The sequence below is a fragment of the Lysinibacillus sp. NPDC097195 genome, assembly GCF_044762075.1.
Taxonomy (GTDB): Bacteria; Bacillota; Bacilli; order Bacillales_A; family Planococcaceae; genus Lysinibacillus.
The window spans coordinates 2,014,182-2,030,696 of the sequence record NZ_JBIWDP010000001.1; the positions used below are offsets into that span (position 1 = coordinate 2,014,182).

General features: G+C 32.8%; 20 protein-coding genes. 11 read left to right on the top strand and 9 right to left on the bottom strand.

All coding sequences use genetic code 11. From position 1 onward, the window contains the following. The first annotated feature begins 67 nt into the window (after positions 1–67). The 3 genes from ACIQXI_RS10465 (at position 68) to ACIQXI_RS10475 (ending at position 2,990) form a co-directional block, all read left to right on the top strand. A complete protein-coding gene (locus tag ACIQXI_RS10465) occupies positions 68–1,060 on the top strand; it encodes a BMQ_0737 family morphogenetic spore coat protein (protein WP_402924287.1) in 993 nt (330 codons plus the stop codon). Positions 1,061–1,365: 305 nt separating this feature from the next. Next, positions 1,366–1,932 (top strand): sigma-70 family RNA polymerase sigma factor, encoded by a 567-nt coding sequence (locus tag ACIQXI_RS10470; protein ID WP_402924289.1) that lies wholly within the window; start codon positions 1,366–1,368, stop codon positions 1,930–1,932. Then, positions 1,929–2,990, top strand: coding sequence for a DUF4179 domain-containing protein (locus ACIQXI_RS10475; protein WP_402924291.1), 1,062 nt, complete (start codon positions 1,929–1,931; stop codon positions 2,988–2,990). Before ACIQXI_RS10470 ends, ACIQXI_RS10475 begins: the two co-directional genes overlap by 4 nt. A 47-nt stretch (positions 2,991–3,037) precedes the next feature. Here ACIQXI_RS10475 and cntE read toward each other — a convergent pair whose 3' ends face one another. After that, entirely contained in the window at positions 3,038–4,228 is a 1,191-nt protein-coding gene (gene cntE, locus ACIQXI_RS10480; protein WP_402924293.1) for a staphylopine family metallophore export MFS transporter CntE, read from the bottom strand. Positions 4,229–4,519: 291 nt separating this feature from the next. Between cntE and ACIQXI_RS10485 the strand changes: the two genes are divergently transcribed. Both ACIQXI_RS10485 and ACIQXI_RS10490 read left to right on the top strand, forming a co-directional pair. Beyond that, complete coding sequence (locus ACIQXI_RS10485; protein ID WP_402924295.1) at positions 4,520–4,948, top strand: hypothetical protein; 429 nt, start codon at positions 4,520–4,522, stop codon at positions 4,946–4,948. A 92-nt stretch (positions 4,949–5,040) separates the two neighbouring features. Continuing rightward, positions 5,041–5,523, top strand: a complete 483-nt coding sequence (locus ACIQXI_RS10490; protein ID WP_402924296.1) for a hypothetical protein — start codon at positions 5,041–5,043, stop codon at positions 5,521–5,523. A gap of 157 nt (positions 5,524–5,680) precedes the next feature. Here ACIQXI_RS10490 and ACIQXI_RS10495 read toward each other — a convergent pair whose 3' ends face one another. Beyond that, entirely contained in the window at positions 5,681–6,145 is a 465-nt protein-coding gene (locus ACIQXI_RS10495; RefSeq protein WP_402924298.1) for a hypothetical protein, read from the bottom strand. Positions 6,146–6,582: 437 nt separating this feature from the next. Between ACIQXI_RS10495 and ACIQXI_RS10500 the strand changes: the two genes are divergently transcribed. Together ACIQXI_RS10500 and ACIQXI_RS10505 are read left to right on the top strand one after the other, a co-directional pair. After that, complete coding sequence (locus ACIQXI_RS10500) at positions 6,583–7,587, top strand: nucleoid-associated protein (protein ID WP_402924300.1); 1,005 nt, start codon at positions 6,583–6,585, stop codon at positions 7,585–7,587. Positions 7,588–7,843: 256 nt separating this feature from the next. Then, the gene (locus tag ACIQXI_RS10505; protein ID WP_402924301.1) at positions 7,844–8,266 is read left to right on the top strand and encodes a hypothetical protein; all 423 of its coding nucleotides are present in this window, start codon (positions 7,844–7,846) and stop codon (positions 8,264–8,266) included. Positions 8,267–8,458: 192 nt separating this feature from the next. Here the strand turns inward: ACIQXI_RS10505 and ACIQXI_RS10510 are convergent, their stop codons facing one another. After that, on the bottom strand, positions 8,459–8,833 hold the full coding sequence (locus tag ACIQXI_RS10510; RefSeq protein WP_402924303.1) for a hypothetical protein: 375 nt from the start codon (positions 8,831–8,833) through the stop codon (positions 8,459–8,461). 383 nt (positions 8,834–9,216) lie between these two features. Here ACIQXI_RS10510 and ACIQXI_RS10515 point away from each other — a divergent pair, with 383 nt between their 5' ends. After that, the gene (locus ACIQXI_RS10515; RefSeq protein WP_402924305.1) at positions 9,217–9,786 is read left to right on the top strand and encodes a sigma factor-like helix-turn-helix DNA-binding protein; all 570 of its coding nucleotides are present in this window, start codon (positions 9,217–9,219) and stop codon (positions 9,784–9,786) included. A gap of 1,371 nt (positions 9,787–11,157) precedes the next feature. Then, complete coding sequence (locus tag ACIQXI_RS10520) at positions 11,158–11,757, top strand: DUF3238 domain-containing protein (RefSeq protein WP_402924307.1); 600 nt, start codon at positions 11,158–11,160, stop codon at positions 11,755–11,757. Positions 11,758–11,793: 36 nt separating this feature from the next. Here ACIQXI_RS10520 and ACIQXI_RS10525 read toward each other — a convergent pair whose 3' ends face one another. The 4 genes from ACIQXI_RS10525 to ACIQXI_RS10540 all read right to left on the bottom strand — a co-directional run bounded on the left by ACIQXI_RS10525 (position 11,794) and on the right by ACIQXI_RS10540 (position 13,679). Beyond that, a complete protein-coding gene (locus ACIQXI_RS10525) occupies positions 11,794–12,180 on the bottom strand; it encodes a hypothetical protein (protein ID WP_402924309.1) in 387 nt (128 codons plus the stop codon). A 323-nt stretch (positions 12,181–12,503) separates the two neighbouring features. Beyond that, the gene (locus ACIQXI_RS10530) at positions 12,504–13,172 is read right to left on the bottom strand and encodes a peptidoglycan recognition protein family protein (protein ID WP_402924311.1); all 669 of its coding nucleotides are present in this window, start codon (positions 13,170–13,172) and stop codon (positions 12,504–12,506) included. A gap of 60 nt (positions 13,173–13,232) precedes the next feature. Then, positions 13,233–13,430 carry a hypothetical protein gene (locus ACIQXI_RS10535; protein ID WP_402924314.1) on the bottom strand — a complete coding sequence of 66 codons (198 nt, stop codon included), beginning with the start codon at positions 13,428–13,430 and terminating at the stop codon, positions 13,233–13,235. A gap of 66 nt (positions 13,431–13,496) precedes the next feature. Then, positions 13,497–13,679 (bottom strand): hypothetical protein, encoded by a 183-nt coding sequence (locus ACIQXI_RS10540; RefSeq protein WP_402924316.1) that lies wholly within the window; start codon positions 13,677–13,679, stop codon positions 13,497–13,499. A gap of 326 nt (positions 13,680–14,005) precedes the next feature. On the opposite strand from ACIQXI_RS10540, the gene ACIQXI_RS10545 reads away from it, so the two are divergent. Next, the gene (locus ACIQXI_RS10545; RefSeq protein WP_402924318.1) at positions 14,006–14,251 is read left to right on the top strand and encodes a hypothetical protein; all 246 of its coding nucleotides are present in this window, start codon (positions 14,006–14,008) and stop codon (positions 14,249–14,251) included. A gap of 250 nt (positions 14,252–14,501) precedes the next feature. Here ACIQXI_RS10545 and ACIQXI_RS10550 read toward each other — a convergent pair whose 3' ends face one another. Beyond that, on the bottom strand, positions 14,502–14,663 hold the full coding sequence (locus ACIQXI_RS10550; RefSeq protein ID WP_402924320.1) for a hypothetical protein: 162 nt from the start codon (positions 14,661–14,663) through the stop codon (positions 14,502–14,504). A gap of 189 nt (positions 14,664–14,852) precedes the next feature. On the opposite strand from ACIQXI_RS10550, the gene ACIQXI_RS10555 reads away from it, so the two are divergent. Beyond that, positions 14,853–15,710, top strand: a complete 858-nt coding sequence (locus ACIQXI_RS10555) for a PhzF family phenazine biosynthesis protein (RefSeq protein ID WP_402924322.1) — start codon at positions 14,853–14,855, stop codon at positions 15,708–15,710. 268 nt (positions 15,711–15,978) lie between these two features. Here the strand turns inward: ACIQXI_RS10555 and ACIQXI_RS10560 are convergent, their stop codons facing one another. Then, on the bottom strand, positions 15,979–16,473 hold the full coding sequence (locus tag ACIQXI_RS10560) for a DinB family protein (RefSeq protein ID WP_402924325.1): 495 nt from the start codon (positions 16,471–16,473) through the stop codon (positions 15,979–15,981). Positions 16,474–16,515 lie beyond the last annotated feature (42 nt).

A 16,515-nucleotide genomic window follows, 5' to 3' on the forward strand; every position in this document is an offset into this window, starting at 1 on the left:
ACCACATTTGCTGTAAATACATAAGATAGAAAAGATGATTACATTGAAGGGAGGAGCTAAAACCATCATGCATACTAAAAATCCATCCGTTCATTGTGTAAAGGTTCCGAGAGTATACGATTGGCTAAATAAAACAACTGTTTTAAAGTTAAAACAAACTGTTCAATTGGAGCGAAAACAGTTTGATGATTATATTTGTTGTGACTTTGCTATTCCTAGCGGCCAAGTGGAGCGTACCAATTTATGGACAACATATGGCATTAATCAAATTGGTGGTTCCCTCTGCATTAATTTTAAAAGTGGTTATGACCATACGTTAGTTGTTTTTGTCAATGATGAAAAACAAGCAGAGATTCGCGAAGGTAGCTCCTTTTCAGCTACCTTTACACATCTTGAATCGATAGAAGTCCAATGTGAGGGCAAAAGTGTCAATCTAACTAGCTGTCGCGGAGAATTTAAAATCATGTTTCATTACCATCCGAACGGCGATTATCAGCTTTATTCAGCAAAGGATATTCAAAAAACAATTTGTTATGTCTCCGATTGTTATGGAAACCCTCTTTCTCCTAATAATAGAGGGTACTCAATCAATTGTAGAGAAATAATTAGTCCAGATAATAGAAAGTGCGTTCATATGGCAGATGAATGTGGGGAAATGATTTTACTGAACAGAGTTGATTTCTTAGTAGAAGGCTTTGTTTGCGTACAATTCATTAATGATAGCGGAGATATTTGCAGTAAATCTGTATTTCCCTTTTCAGATGTTGAAACGGTCGTCTTATGTGCTCCACCTGAAACAGCAATTCATTGTAGTGTCATAGATGTTGATTGTAGAGCCCATATTATGCCCACCCTCCAAAATAAGTCAAATTGCATAGAAATTATTATATTGCTTACTATTAGTCAAAGCATTCAGTCTGTAACTGAAGTAGTCATTGAACTAAAAGGCACGCTTTGTCTTCCACGTGTATGCACTTCCTCTCAGTCAGTCGTGCAGGAAAATATCCCTTCAAACGGTTTAGCTTTTTTCCTTAATTTACTTGATACATCCCCAACATAGTTCTTACCATTCAACCAAAGGATTTCAAAAATTTTGAGACCCTTTGGTTATTTTTAGGTTGTTTTCTAAAAGATTCGGCTGTTAAAACATAAAAACAGAGTTAATCTACAAGAATACCTCCTAACTAAATGATAGACCATCCCCTTTTCCTGCAATGCTGAACATGCATCTATCATCCACGATTTCACCACAAAACCCAGAATGATCTTCTACTCTCTTTACGAAAAAAATATGAGAAATTCATGCTGCTCTTTCGTTATAGTAAGTGTAAAGGCCTTTACAAAAATTTGAAGGAGCCATTGTAGATGAAATCGAATGCAACAAATTTTATCAAGCGTCTGCAATCAGGAAAAGAAGACGCACTCGAATATATTGTGGACAACTATTTAGCGCTTATAAAAGGCATTTCTTATAAAGTTCTGTCACCTTTTAATAACGCAGGCATGGTAGATGAATGTGTGAATGATATTTTTTTATCGATTTGGCATCATGCTAAAGATTTCAATGGTGATTCTGCTAAATTCAAAAGTTGGATTTGTTCGATAGCGAAATATAAAGCCATTGATTATTACCGAAAAGCTGCTAAAAACTTGGAGGTGTCTAGTGATTGCTTAGAGCCTGCCCCTTCTAACTCGGCGGAAAAGGATTTGCTACAAAATGAAAATAGGTCGGAGCTTATGCAATTAATTGGCCGACTTGAGCCTATCGATCAACAAATCTTTATTAGAAAGTTTTTTTTAGGAGAACATTCAGAGGACATCGCTCGCACACTTGGAAAAACAAAAGCTTCCATCGACAATCGAATTTATCGTTGTAAAAAGAAACTAAAAATACATGCAACTCAATTTCTAATGGGGGGGAATGTTGTATGAAGGATATTTACAAGCACTTTAATAATTTGGAGATTGATATAGAAGAATTTGAAGAGATAGAAGTCAGTGCGTTTGACAAAGCTAAAGTTAAAAAAGAACTTTTGAAAAATATTCACGTCGGCAAACAAAGTAAGCGGAAAAACTTAGTAACCGTAGCTTCACTTGCATTCGTTTTAATGGCTTCTACCCTCTTTAGTTTATCGTTTACTGCTAACGCTGAGGAGATTCCACTTTTAGGAAGTATCTTCAAATATTTTAACAGCAATGGCTTAGCCGAAGACTACACGGAAATTGCCAGTCCAATAAACGGTATCGCTGACAGCAATGGCATTAAGGTAGAAGTAAATGATGCCATATATGATGGAGAAAAGCTTATTGTCACCTATACAATTGACACTAATAAATATATGGGGGAAACACTTCATATCAAAGGAATCCCATTAATAGATAATGGAGGAGATGGAACACACGAGGTTTCTAGAATTGCTCACAATAAATATATTGGGAAAGCAATAACTTTTGGTAAAGAGACGTTTTCTTCCATCGATGTCGATTGGAAGCTTGACTATATCCTTTCTGATTTGACAACAGACCGACAACGAATTACAGGAGACTGGCAATTTAGTTTTCATTTAGACAAAGCAAATGTTTTAGTGCAAAACATTCAACAACATGATGAACAGAATAGCATTTCAATAAATATTGAAAATATCACGTTTACACCAACATCATTCCTAATTAATTACGAGCAAGCTGTTACTAATGAAATATTAAATGACTGGGATATGGCAAATGTAGATATTGTCGTAACAGATAATTTAGGACATCAATATGAAAGCAACTATGGATATGGAGCTAGTAATGATGATTTCCATATGTCATGGAGTAAAACGTTCCAAGCTTTACATCCAGATGCATCTAGGCTCATCATTACACCAAAAGCAACACTCGCTGATTATGATGGAGTTAGTGACTATGGAAAATATCGATTATTGAACAGTAAAGCAGCTATGAAAACAATAGAGATGGAACAGATTATCGTCGAAATAGAAAAATAACGTAAAATATCCCTCTTGCAACGAATTAAGCAGAGGGATTATTTTTGTTAGTCAATATGTCGTTTGAGCACAACTAACACCATGGCTAAGCACGTCACAATTGTACAACCAATAAACATGATGGCATACGATGTAAGCTGGACAACAATACCCATTATGAAACTTCCTAATGAAAATCCTAAATCATTGGTCGCTAGAAAGACACCTAGTAATAAATGTTTTTTGTCTTCTGGAATGACAAACGATATGTAGGTCATAATGGTTGGATATAACATAGCAAATGCAATTCCATTAAAAATTGCAGAAAAATAAATGGAAGATCCAAGCTGCACCCCATATGCAAGCATCGTCGTGCCAATAATTGACGACAACAGTACCAGAACAATAAATTTCGGATGCCAATGTCCGTCAGATGGGATTCTCTTGCGCAAAATAAAACGACTTCCAACAACGACAAGTGCTTGGATAAATAAATAGAATGCAATATTGCCAAGATTGTACTTCAACATATATAGCGGTAAAAATGTCGATATGGCCCCAATGATTGTGGCACCGACTATCATCGTAATAGAAGCAATTATTAAACCTTGATGGCGTAATGTTTCTTTTACAGCACCTAATAACTCGCTCATTGAAAAAGTAACGCTTACTTTTTGGTTTTGTGGTAAAGGTGTACGTATAAATAAAAGTAATGGCAATATAGCTAATACTACAAGACAAGCAATAAAATATGTAGAATCTGTTTGCTGCCAAAGCCCTACAGCTAATACAGGACCATATAGAGAAGGCATGACTGAAGAAAGTGAATACATGGACATCCCTTGTCCACGGTCCTCATTTTTTAACATATCGTTTATACCCAATTGCATCGACATTGAAAAAAAGGCGATGACGACTCCTTGCAATACACGTACAACATAAATGCTATCGATTCCCAATAAAACATAAATCATAAGTGTTCCAGCATGTCCTATTAACAGCCATTGCATCATTTTTTTCACACTATATTTTGCAACCATCTGCCCAGCCCACGGTCTTAAAACCATTGATACAAACATTGTCATGCCCATGATAAAGCCAATTTCACCTTCAGAGATACCATTTTTCTCAGCTTCCAGTGGAAAAATAATCGTCAAAATTGAAGATGCTGTAAAAAATAACATAGACAATAAATATAGTTGAAGCATGGCGCCAGAAAGTGGTGAAAACGTATAAGTAAAAAGATGTTTATCTGTCATACGATTTTGCCCCTACCTTTGCTTGATATCCTCCTCGATTCTCATTGTCTAATGAGAATCGTTATCAATTTAAAAATAGGCTATTCTATTTTTTTCGTCAAGTGTTCCTATCTAGAAAAGAAAAAAGCACCCCATTTAGGATGCTTCAAAAGGCAATTATTGACGTCTATCTAAAGTGAAGAGAAATTCACCCTCTTACTTTGTCATTTACTATCGTTTGCCTCTACTTTTCCATTTACAAACAATAATCCATATTTATAAAATAGTGAAAAAGATTAATGAGGTGAAGCAATGGATAAAAATAAAAGCTCGTTTATTGTAGCATTTACAAATATAGTGGTTTCATCTTTAGCCCAAATTCTTTATTGGACACTTCTAGAAGAATCCATAAATATGTTTATTTATCAATTTTTACTTTTCCCATTTAGCTTAGTCCTTATCAATATTATCTTTTGGTTTAGTAAATATAAACTTCTATTTTTTCAACATGTACTTTCTGCTTACACAGCTTTCTTTTGTTCAATAATCATTACGTTTATTACAGTGCTATCAACCTCTACTCAGGAATTGCCACCCGGTGAAATTGTATTATTTGCCGATGTCTTATTTGTTCTTATTACAATAACAATACAGTCTATTATTTTGTTACTATTAAATTCAATTATTTATATAGTTTATAAAACCTACAATTTCCGAAATAAAATTAATATTAAAGGTTGATAAATGGTCAAAAGTGTCCCTTTTAATATTGAAAGCATCAAACAAATTCCTAGGAAAAACTGCTTTCAAAACTATAAAAAGGAGAGATAAATATGGCCCTATTCCCTGAAGATAATGGTAATTTTGATTACAAAGCAAATGGTTATTACATCAATGATAATGTGAATGTAGGATCCATTCAAAATGCTCAAATTAATGTGAAATACCAACGAGCAATCGCAGTATCTTTAATTCATGGTAATACAGCAGTGCAATGTGCAAGTTCATTAAAGGAATGTTACAATATCGCAGTAGAAGCTCGTAAAATTTACCTAAATACATTCCGAGAACGCTTTCCGGTTTCAGCAGAAGCTATGGCTTGGGAAATTTGGATTCATGCTACTCCAGAAGTATTAGATAGAGTAATTAATAACAAAATTGTTCGAATAATTCTCGGTACTTCGCTTGCTGGAAAAATTGCTATAGCTGTTTCAAAAGTAGTTGCTAGTCACACTGAATACGCTGATATAGGTATTAATGATAATCTACGAAATTTTGATAGTTTTTTTGAGAAAGCTTATAAATTAATCTATTAATAAATTAAAAAACAAGAGTGATAGATTATCGCTCTTGTTTTTTCAACTAATCTAGTTCAACTACATTGAATATTAAAAAAACCCACTAATGCATAATATGCTCACAGCTGTAGACTCATTAAACAATTAATATATTGAGAGCATATCACAATAATTTTTAATGAAGTACTTCACTATTATTATTCGCAATGACGATATTCTCTTTACTAATCGTTGCACGCATCTTATCTTGTTTGAACATATCGATAATCCCGTCTACTACATTTTGAATAATTTGGTCATCAAATGTTGACGCAGTGTTGAGCATAACGGAACATGTAATTTCTGGATTATTTGAATCTCCTCCGGAAGTTGTCGAAACTAGAATATCTTCACCCTTTAATCCTGTTTGTTGTGCTATAAGTAATTGTAAATCCGCTTCTTTTTGTCGTAGCCATTGCATGGTTTCAACATCGATTTCCTCCATAATCCTTGCCTTCATTTCACCGTTTGGCAATATCTCAATTAATTCACTTGTAACCTCAGGTTGTGGTTTTGCTTGTCCGATAAAATAGTACGATACAGCAATTATCACAACTATTAGCACCGACAATAAGAGTGTTTTTTTAGATTTGCTATTCAACGGTATCACACCTTTTTTAGAATAGTTAGCTACTACAGTTTCCAAGTAAGACAACTAAAATAAAAGCATTGAAATATGTACGAGGCACTTTTTAAATTTTCAACCTCTTAATCTCCTTTCAAATATTTTTTTATTAATTTATCAGAATTTTTCATTACTTTCAATTGAAAACAGAGGAAAATTATTAAAAAAGTTGCCTCCGCAAATTTTCATTGAACGTCACAAATAATGTAATAAATGCCGCAAGTGTTTGACACCTATATTGCAGTCAATGCGAACTGTTCCTTCTAGGAATGTCGCATACGATGAAGTTGCTGGTAGTAAGTAAGTCTACACCGCCCCAACTCCTGGTCTCCCAACATATAAAATCCATGTCATTATTGCACGGGTTGTGCTAAGGTAAATTATCGAGACAATTATATTAAGGGTGGAAAATTATGTTAGAAGTAAGTGAAAGTAAATTAGCACAGTATGTCGTGCATTATGTAAGTGATTCATTAGTTTTCGGTGAGGAAGCATTGTCGCAACCAGAAGTTATGTTGGAAGCAGCATTTACACAATTAGCATTTAACAAACTCGACTTTGAACAACAATATGAGTTTTTCCATGAAACGAATATTGGATTAAATGAAGTGTATACGTATGTCAAAGCTATTTTTGATGAGGAAGCAAGTTTTCTCGAACAGTCCAAGCATATTGCCACACACTTACATAGTGCTTCTGGGCATCCCAATATTAAAGATGGCGAGTTGTTTATTGGCTTATTTGACAATTGTTTTATGGCAACAGAGGCCAAAAAAGTAATCGCTATTGTTAAAATTGAAGAAAAAGAAATGTTTTTAGATGTAAAAAATGAACAAAATAAAGTAATTGTCAATGGAATTGACGGCATTAATGTGAAGAAAATCAATAATATGGCCGTTATCATCGATATGGGGGCTGACGAAGCGCCCGTTGTCTTTATGAAAACGAAAAAGAAAGAAGATGTCGTGTACTGGCAAGAACGTTTTTTGAAAATTAAAGTAGCTGACGAACATTATCATAAAACCAACTTAGCATTAACAGAATGTAAAAAATATATTTTAAAAGAAGATAGTTTTTCAAATACTGAAAAGTTGGGCCTTTTAAATAAAACGCTCGATTATTTCCGCAGCGAAGAAGAATTCCAAGTCAACGACTATATTGAAACCGTTTTTGACGAAGCCGATTCAACACAAAAAGATATTATCGTTAATTCAGTCAAGCCTTATGAAACCATAATATCTGAAAGCGCCATTGCCAAAGCTGAAAAAAGCTATAAACGCAAAATCAAACTAGATTCTGCAATAGAAATTCAAGTGAATGTCCGTGATATCGAGCAAATGGACGAGCTAATTGAAGTCGGTTATGACGAGGAAACGAATCGCAAATTTTATAAAATCTACTTTAATGAAGAAGTATAATCATACAAAGAAAGTGTGCCGTTGACTGCAGTCAATAGCACACTTTTTGTGTTAATGTTCATGTCGAGGGCCTCCCTTCCAAATTCTTAATGGCGTTTCATTGGTTTTTAGAGGCGATTTCCTCCGGTTTTATGGCGATTTCTTTGATTTTAGGGACGATTCATAGGATTCGATCAAAAATAGCGAGAAATTATTAAAAAATTTTTTCACTTTGCTATAATTAATGTTAAGAATACTAGTCTATAGGAGGTTTAAAATGACAAGTAAGCAATTACGTTTATCCATCTTTTCACTTGTTTGCATTGTTTTTTTATCTTTCTACACAATGAAATTTTTTAAAACGACATCACTAGCTAAGGACATATTGACAGAGATTAATTTCAATAAAGTCAATTCAGGTTTTGTTGTTGATGTTGCTAATGAAACAATACGGGATTTAAACGAGGAAAGTTTAACTACTCTTTTATCCACTCTAAAAACAATTGATTTAGAGCGTGTTCAAAAACGCTCAGAACTCAGAGCTATTGATTATATAGTTTCACTTAGCGGTAGTGGCGGTGCATTTAAATTATATCTTTCAAATAACGGTTCTTTGTTCATTGATGGAAAATTAGAAGAAACATATCAAGTTGTTGATAACGAAGTATTTAATGCAATATTACATGTTATAATGCATTAGCACTCTAAAACAGCAACACCGATTATCTAATCGGTGTTGCTGTTTTTGTAATGAACAAATATTTATTAAAAACCAAAGGTCACAATAATTTTATTATCAATTCGATTTTCCATTATACCTTAACCTGGGATACTTCCCCCTATGGTATTCCATTTAACAACAGAACCCTTCCCAGATATAAGTGTTGACACTTCACCTGTCGCTGTTTTTCGGAATTCTAAATAAGGTAATTGAACTTCTACAGATGTGGTTATTTTTCATTATTGAAAATAGTTCAATAATGTAATCTAAACCTGATGAAGCAGTCGAAGCAACCGTTTCTCTATATGATGTAGTGGCTGACGTTAAAGCTCCCGAAAGAACTGCAAGAATCACTCCTGTTACTGTTGATTTAAATACAAAGCCTAAAGCTGTTGCACCTAATGTAATGATGCCAGATCTGAAATTTGCTTCATTAAGCTGACCTCGCCAATACCTAACAGTATTATTTTGAGCAATTATCATATTTTCTAATGTAGACTTTGAGACTGTAATCGTTCTAACGTATTCGGATGTTGTGAAAGACATAATTTAACCTCCATTAAAATAATTTTTCAGTTAGCTGCTAACACACCATAAAGGGATTAACTATAAATTTTTAACAACCTAATAAAAAAATTATTTACTAAAATCAGATTCCAACCAATACTGTACTAACTTTCTTGAAAATCTTATGTATTCGTATATAGGTTCTTCTATTTATTAAGTATTAAAATTATCATTTCCCCTTAATCTCCCACTAAAAAAAGATTTTTCTCGCTAAATTAATCAAAAATTCCCTAACAAATTTAATAAAATGTATAAGTTGATTTTGATTTAAGAAAAGTCCTTTATATAAATAGAAAACATGTAGAAATAGATCTAATTTTCTATAGGTCCCCATTCCATGAAGCGTAAAGGAGTTGGTTTTTTTGATTCAAAATCGGTTACTAAAAAACTTTTTAAATGATGCAGAAATTAAAGAGCTTTATCAAAGTTATTTAGAAAAGCCTACTATTTGCAAGAAAGAAATGATTGAAAAAATCTTTCAAATCCATGTTAAAAAGATTCAGCTGCTTAGTTATTTTTCAAAAACTTTAACTTTTGAGTCTCAAAAATTTGATAAAAAAAATCGTCATAACAATAAATTAAATCAATTGATATTAGATAAAAATATCGATGACGGAGACGGAGGGGGAAAATTACTTGATTTAATTGCAGATGAACGAAACTATTATGATTTTGTATTCAATACACCTATTGAACCTAGTAAACTGGAAATGATTTTTGAAGATAAACAGCTATACGAAATTGTTTCCACATTAAGCGCAAAGCAAAAAGAGATTCTGTACTTAATTTTTGTGAAAGAATGGACTGAAGAAGAACTAGCTTTAGAGCTTGGTGTTTCAAAACAAGCTATTAATAAGGTTAAAAATCACGCATTACGCAAAATAAAAAAAGAGTATGAATTTGCAAAAAGAAGAGATTTCAATACTAATTAAGTTGCAAAAAATTTTATCAAGATGGTTGATAAATCACCTTAAACTTTCCTTTTAAGTTACTTCAGTTAGAGCAAGCAACGTTTAGTGGAGCAGATATATTTATCCTAGAAATTTATCTAAAGTATTCAGAATCAGTTCTCTTTAAACTACTACCAATCGCTTATCATTAATTTATGGAGGTATGTGCGCAAAGAAATTAAGTTGTTACAGCATCAAAAGTAGCCGTTAAAAAATTTAGTGTTATATTTAAAAATGCTGATTCGAATATTGCGAAACTAGTAACAGTGAACATTACTAATTACGAACTTTACAACGCAACGACTGATGTCACTAGCTACCTGTTAAAGTAACTGCTACTTGTTATCACAAGATAAATATATACACACTATAACCTTGAAAAGTAAAAATCGCTCAATAGTATTCTGAGCGATTTTTACTTTATTATTTTATCGAACACTATCTTATAAATTAACAACCTTCAATTTATTGTATACTCAATTAACCCTAATTTGTTTAACTTGGACTTGGTCACTTTATAATTTCATATGGAGATAAGAACCAACAATTTTTGCATTGCCGAACTCATACATAAAACGATTAATTTATTTGGAAGATGACTCAGTCTCTCACTATAAAGTTCGGTGTAAAATACGGATTGGTCACTGCTGAAGTATTACAATATCTAATATCTTTATCCATACGTATCTCAATTCCGTCATTAAAGTTAGAAATATAATAATCTTCATTAGAATTTATTTTCATCCATTAATCAGCATCACTTAACATATAAATATTGTTTATTATTTGGTAGTGTAAGTTTTGTAAATTGTGTAAGAGGTATTTTTGCTGTTCTTCATCTTCTATAAAAATCGTTCATAATCCTCTATATTCCCTTTTATTATCCCAATTCCAAGCTTTATGTTATCCGCACTAAAATCTGCATCTTTAAGTATGTCCGTGACTGTATGAATTTTCCCAGCTTCTTTCTTCTGTTTAGCATCTCTTAAATTCTCGCAAAATTATCTTCCCCTTAAATTACCAAGAGTATACTTTGATTATTTTTTTAAAACATACGATTCTTTCTCCATCTCCATTAATTCTCTTCATCTGTAAGTTCAAAGAAGTTGAGTGTTGTTTATATTCCTTTTTTTATCGTTGAAAGCACCATAAAATTTGTTCTTGCTCCATGTCTTTTGCCTTAGCACTGATTTATTTTTGGGGTTTAATAGTCTTCAAATCTGCTATCTACCAGTATTACCTCAAACATATTACCGAATATTTAATTTCTTATTATTGGGTTGTTTATTTGCTCAATAAATGTCCTTTAAAAAACGTAAGCAATTACACATTACAAAATTAGGAGGTTATATTATGACAAAATTAGAATTACGCTTACGCACATTTTTACCTTTTAAGTATGTAGAACATCCTATCCATCCAAAAACTTCACGCTTCCATGGTGATACACGGAATTATGCAGATTGGAATTCTAAAGCATACAGAACATCACAAAGTTTTCTTATTGATACATCGAAATTTAATTATGGAGTGAGGGGTTCAAATCGAGTAAAACAAACTATTCAAGAAGACAAAGTGAATGGTAAATGGAGAATAACAAGAAGAAAGACAGCATCGAAATCTGGCTTAAAATATAATATCAATATTATTGAAGATATTCTTTATATTAACTGTAAATGTGCTATGAAAAATCCTCTAGTTAAAGGAGCACCTGCAATTGATTATACATTTGTAATTAAAGTGACGCGTACTGGAAGTGTTCGATTAACGGGACAAAGGGATGGATTTCCAGCATATGAATTTATGCGAAACATTTATTCAATGAAGAAGGGACCCGAAATAATTTATTCAGCTGTTCCAGATAGTCCTAAAGAAATAGGAGGACTTTGGCCTTTTTTAAGGAGCGAATTTGTGAACGTTGGACGTTCCTATGATAGTTGGCAAAATAACTAGAAAAAAGACCGTTTTAACGGTCTTTTTTAATTCATTTTAATGGGAATTTTTAATACGCCCTTTATATAAAAATTTCAGCAAGTAATCAAAAATCACAAATATTGTTATATATATACTACTAAATGAGACCGTTAAATAAATACTATCGTTGAAAGTATATTTATTTGACGTGAACAAACTAAATAATAAGGAATAGGCCAATGCACAAAGTAAATGCTTTAAATACATGACAATAATATTTTTAATTTTACTATAATGTTCAATCAGGATAGATACCAAAACAGCAACAAGCATTGCAGGTCCAGTAAATGCAGTACCGTAAATACCATATGAAATGCTGTATGAAGAGCCAACAAAAAGTGGAATAATAAATATTCCTATTATTAGTGTAATAACAGCTGCAATCATTTTGTTTCTCAACATCTTTTTTCACAACCTTTAATCACTTTTTTTTCAAAATGGCCAAAGTCACTCGATTTGATCTACAATATGTATAAACTAGCTATATTAAAGCTTACAATTATTAGTATTTTGTTGCGCTACTACCTCTTACAAAAACTTCTTTTACTTAACTTCCATTATATTTTAATACAAAAATTATCATTTTCAAAACATTTTTATCAATAATATTTAATTTAGAAGTTTGTAATAGGCCCATTACCTTAATATGTTACGTTTCCATAAAAAAGAATATATAAATAAAGGCTATGCTAATCTTTCAAACCTTCAGCACAGCCTTTTCAAAGTTATATTGTACGCTTAACTATTGAAATCAGTAAGCCTAGAGCTTCTCCATCTGTCATAGAATCTACTTTTCCGCTGTGGTCAATCTTTAAAATACCTCGTTTCTGTGTTTCTTTTAATAAATACTTTAAATCTTGTTTTGCCGTTAATGATAATGAGTTTTTCATCTTTGCTTGCTCCTTTATCGATTTCGTAGCCTGTGCTATTCGTTCCAAAAAACTATTCCAACGGTTCTCACTCAAAATTCGATGTGGACAGTATTTACCGCTCCAGTACTGGTGGGTTTTAATCCGTTCTCTACCCCAACGATACTGTTTTAATAAGGAGGCAATATATTGTACTGCATTTTCCTCTGCAGCAGTATATCGAGCTCCACCACTTTTACTGTAACAAATTTCAATACTAATTGATTTTCGATTTCCATTACCATGTCCATCACCACAATGCCAAGCATTTCGGTTAAATGGAATTGCTTGAATAACCTCTATATCATCAACAACGACATGATACGATACGTGTTTGTCGTTATTCATCATGTATTTAATTTCATTAGCTGCAGAAGCATCATTGGCAGTGTTGTGGACAGTAATGTATTGTGGAGTCATTTTGTAAGGGGATTTAATTTGGTATTTACTAGTTGGCAATAAAATTTGGCTAAATTTATAACTCACTTGTCATCACCTAATTCCCTCAACTGATAATATTTCATTTAGAATTCTCTATATTTCCATTCACATATTTTCTTCTTTATCCATAAGTTCAAAAAAAGAAGGTAGTTGCTTAAATTCCTTTCTTTTTATCGTTGAAAGCACCATTAAAATCAGTTCTTGCTCCAAATCCTTTCGATTTTGCCAATCTGTTTGTCTTAACACTGATTTAATTTTTGGTGTCAACAGTTCAAGCACTTCTTGTTCAAATCTGGCATCCACCGCTATCACCTCAAACATTTTTATAATATTTTTTCGAATCATTAAAATATATAGGCTAATATCCCATCAATTTTGTTCGCCCTCCTCCTTTTTTTCTTTTTGCAATAATAACTGTACAGCTTGGGTATTGTTATTTACTGCTTCAGTCAATAACGCTAATGACTTATCAAATTTCCAAAATACTAATAGGAATGCCACTATTGGAAAACCAACATTACTAATGAAATTTATTAGTATCGATTGATCCATATTTATACCTCCTTTGTTCATATAAAGGGGATTTTTCATGTATTATATCAACCTCTAATTTTTATAATCGATTGGACTTTCGACCATAAAAAAACTCTTAATAACCTCTCTTTTTCGGTGATACCAGCTTTACATTAAATTCAAATAAATGTACTTGTCTTATCTATCACCTTAGATTCTATATATCTAATATTTTAATCTTCTGGTTGTTATTCAAGCTAACAGTTCACTAGATTGTTAGCTAAACACAATAAAACTAAAAAGGAGTGTTTGATATGCTAGGAGTAACGAAAGAATTCATCAAAGTAAAGTAATTAAAGGAGATCGTGACTTACTACCAATTCGACTTGTCCAAATCTAGTTGGAAGAACATATACGGATTTACTCAAAACAAATATTGGAATAGAGAAGCATTCGATGTTAAGTTAGCTTTTTTAGAAGCGAGTGATTCTGCAATAGAAATTCAAGTGAATGTCCGTGATATCGAGCAAATGGACGAGCTAATTGAAGTCGGTTATGACGAGGAAACGAATCGCAAATTTTATAAAATCTACTTTAATGAAGAAGTATAATCATACAAAGAAAGTGTGCCATTGACTGCAATCAATAGCACACTTTTTGTGTTCGCGTTGGTAGCGTCTTAATGGCGATTCACGATAGTTTGGTGGCGGTTTCCTTCGCTTTCGGGGCGATTTGAGAATCTTTAAGGGCGATTTCCATTTAGCACACACTAACATCTGAACCCAAACAAAAATCGCACAGAAGTTTTCTGAGCGATTTTTGTTAATTTAGAAGACTATCTTTATAAAATAATTATGGATGTCATCCTCTTTTTAACAATTCGATTATTTCTTTATTTTGTTCCACTTGGATTTGGCTATTACTTTTTATTTGATAAATCCAGATGGAGATAAGAACCAACAATACTGGAATGGCGATTGAAATAACTAAAGAAAAAATACCAAGTATTCCTGTTATAAACATATATATCCCCCTATAATCCTTTTTACAAGCTCCATAATTATTTTATCATAAAATTTCCAATTTCCTCTTTAAATATAATAATCTATTGAAATCCCTTTATTAGTTGGGAAAATGACGAAAAAGAAGCATTGTCTTAAAATTTTATGGTAGTACTTTCTATGCTACAATTTACTAGAAGGAAGGTGTCATATGAAAATATCCGTTTATGTTGCAAGTGCATTTAGCAAGAATCTTAAAGGGGGAAATAAAGCAGGAGTGGTTTTTATGGAGAATCCATTAACCACTACTCAAAAAATGGCAATCGCCAAACAACTGGGCTATGCCGAAACCGCATTTATATCAGCATCTGTAATTGCTGATTATAAACTTGAGTATTTTACACCAAAAGAAGAAGTTGATTTATGTGGGCATGCCACAATTGGCGCTTTCACCATACTGATGCATAACAATAAACTTTTCAAGGATCGCTATACAATTGAAACGAATAGCGGTGTCCTTACTATTACTATAAAAGATGGCATCATATTCATGGAACAAAACAAACCGATATTCTATGATGTTATAGCTTCACACGAGTTCATCGACTGCTTTGACATTAAAGCTATAGATAGTACATATCCAATCCAAATTGTCTCCACAGGATTAAAAGATATTTTAATTCCTTTACAAAACGAAACACGATTACACGCACTGCAACCTAATTTTGAAAAAATTAAAGAAATCAGCAAGTATTATAATGTTGTAGGGATGCATCTCTATACTCTGGATGACAATCGAATTATATGCAGGAATTTTGCACCATTATACGACATCAATGAAGAAGCAGCGACTGGAACCTCAAATGGTGCATTAGCTTGCTACCTTTATGAACAGCATCACTTGCAAAAAGAAGTCTATGTATTTGAACAAGGTTATTCTTTACACTCGCCTTCTGAAATATTAGTTAAATTAGCAACCAACAGCAAGAATGAAATAGAAAAGGTTTATGTTGGCGGCAAGGGCTATTACTGTGAAACGAAGTGTTTAGATCTAGAAAATATCGAGTGAAACATTGCTATCTAAAAGACCGTTGTAACGGTCTTTTTAGATTGAAGAGTTAGTTTATATAGTCTAGAATACTTCTGGATTGTCATCTAGTTTACCAGCGATCCACAGGCTTCTATCGGCGATTTCATCCAGTTTACCAGCGATTCACAGGCTTCTATCGGCGATTCCATCTAGTTTACCAGCGATTCACAAGCTTCTATCGGCGATTTTATCTAGTTTACCAGCGATTCACAGGCTTCTATCAGCGATTTCATCTAGTTTATCGGTTTCAATCACCGTCATGATTTCCTCTGTTATGCCAGCTCTTCTGTATCTTCCGAATATAAACAATTTGACCGATATGATAAGCATTATGGGTTGTAACATTGCCCAATACTTGCCACCAGTTTGCATGAAAGTATTCTTGAACTTCGCTTTCTAATTGTTGTTCTGTTAATATTTCTTGCCAATGTAATAGCACCTCTAAAAGTTGTTGCTGTAATTCAAAAAATGTTGTATTTTTTGCCATAATAAACGTACTTTCATTACTTCCAACCACCTGAACTGCCTGTACACTATTTTCTTTATATCTTGTTTGCCACGTCTTATTCCAATAGAGCAAATGCTGTACAATTTCTGCAATACTATTGCTCTCTTCACTTACCTTCCAAAAAGCTTCTTCCTCAGTTAGATTTTTAATAGACTCAGAAAAGGGCACGTACCAACTTGGATCGTTGGCATTCGCTAATAACTGATCGGATAAAACATCTTTTGGGTGAAACATGCCTACCCACTCCTTTACTTTAATTATTGTTAACATTCTCTT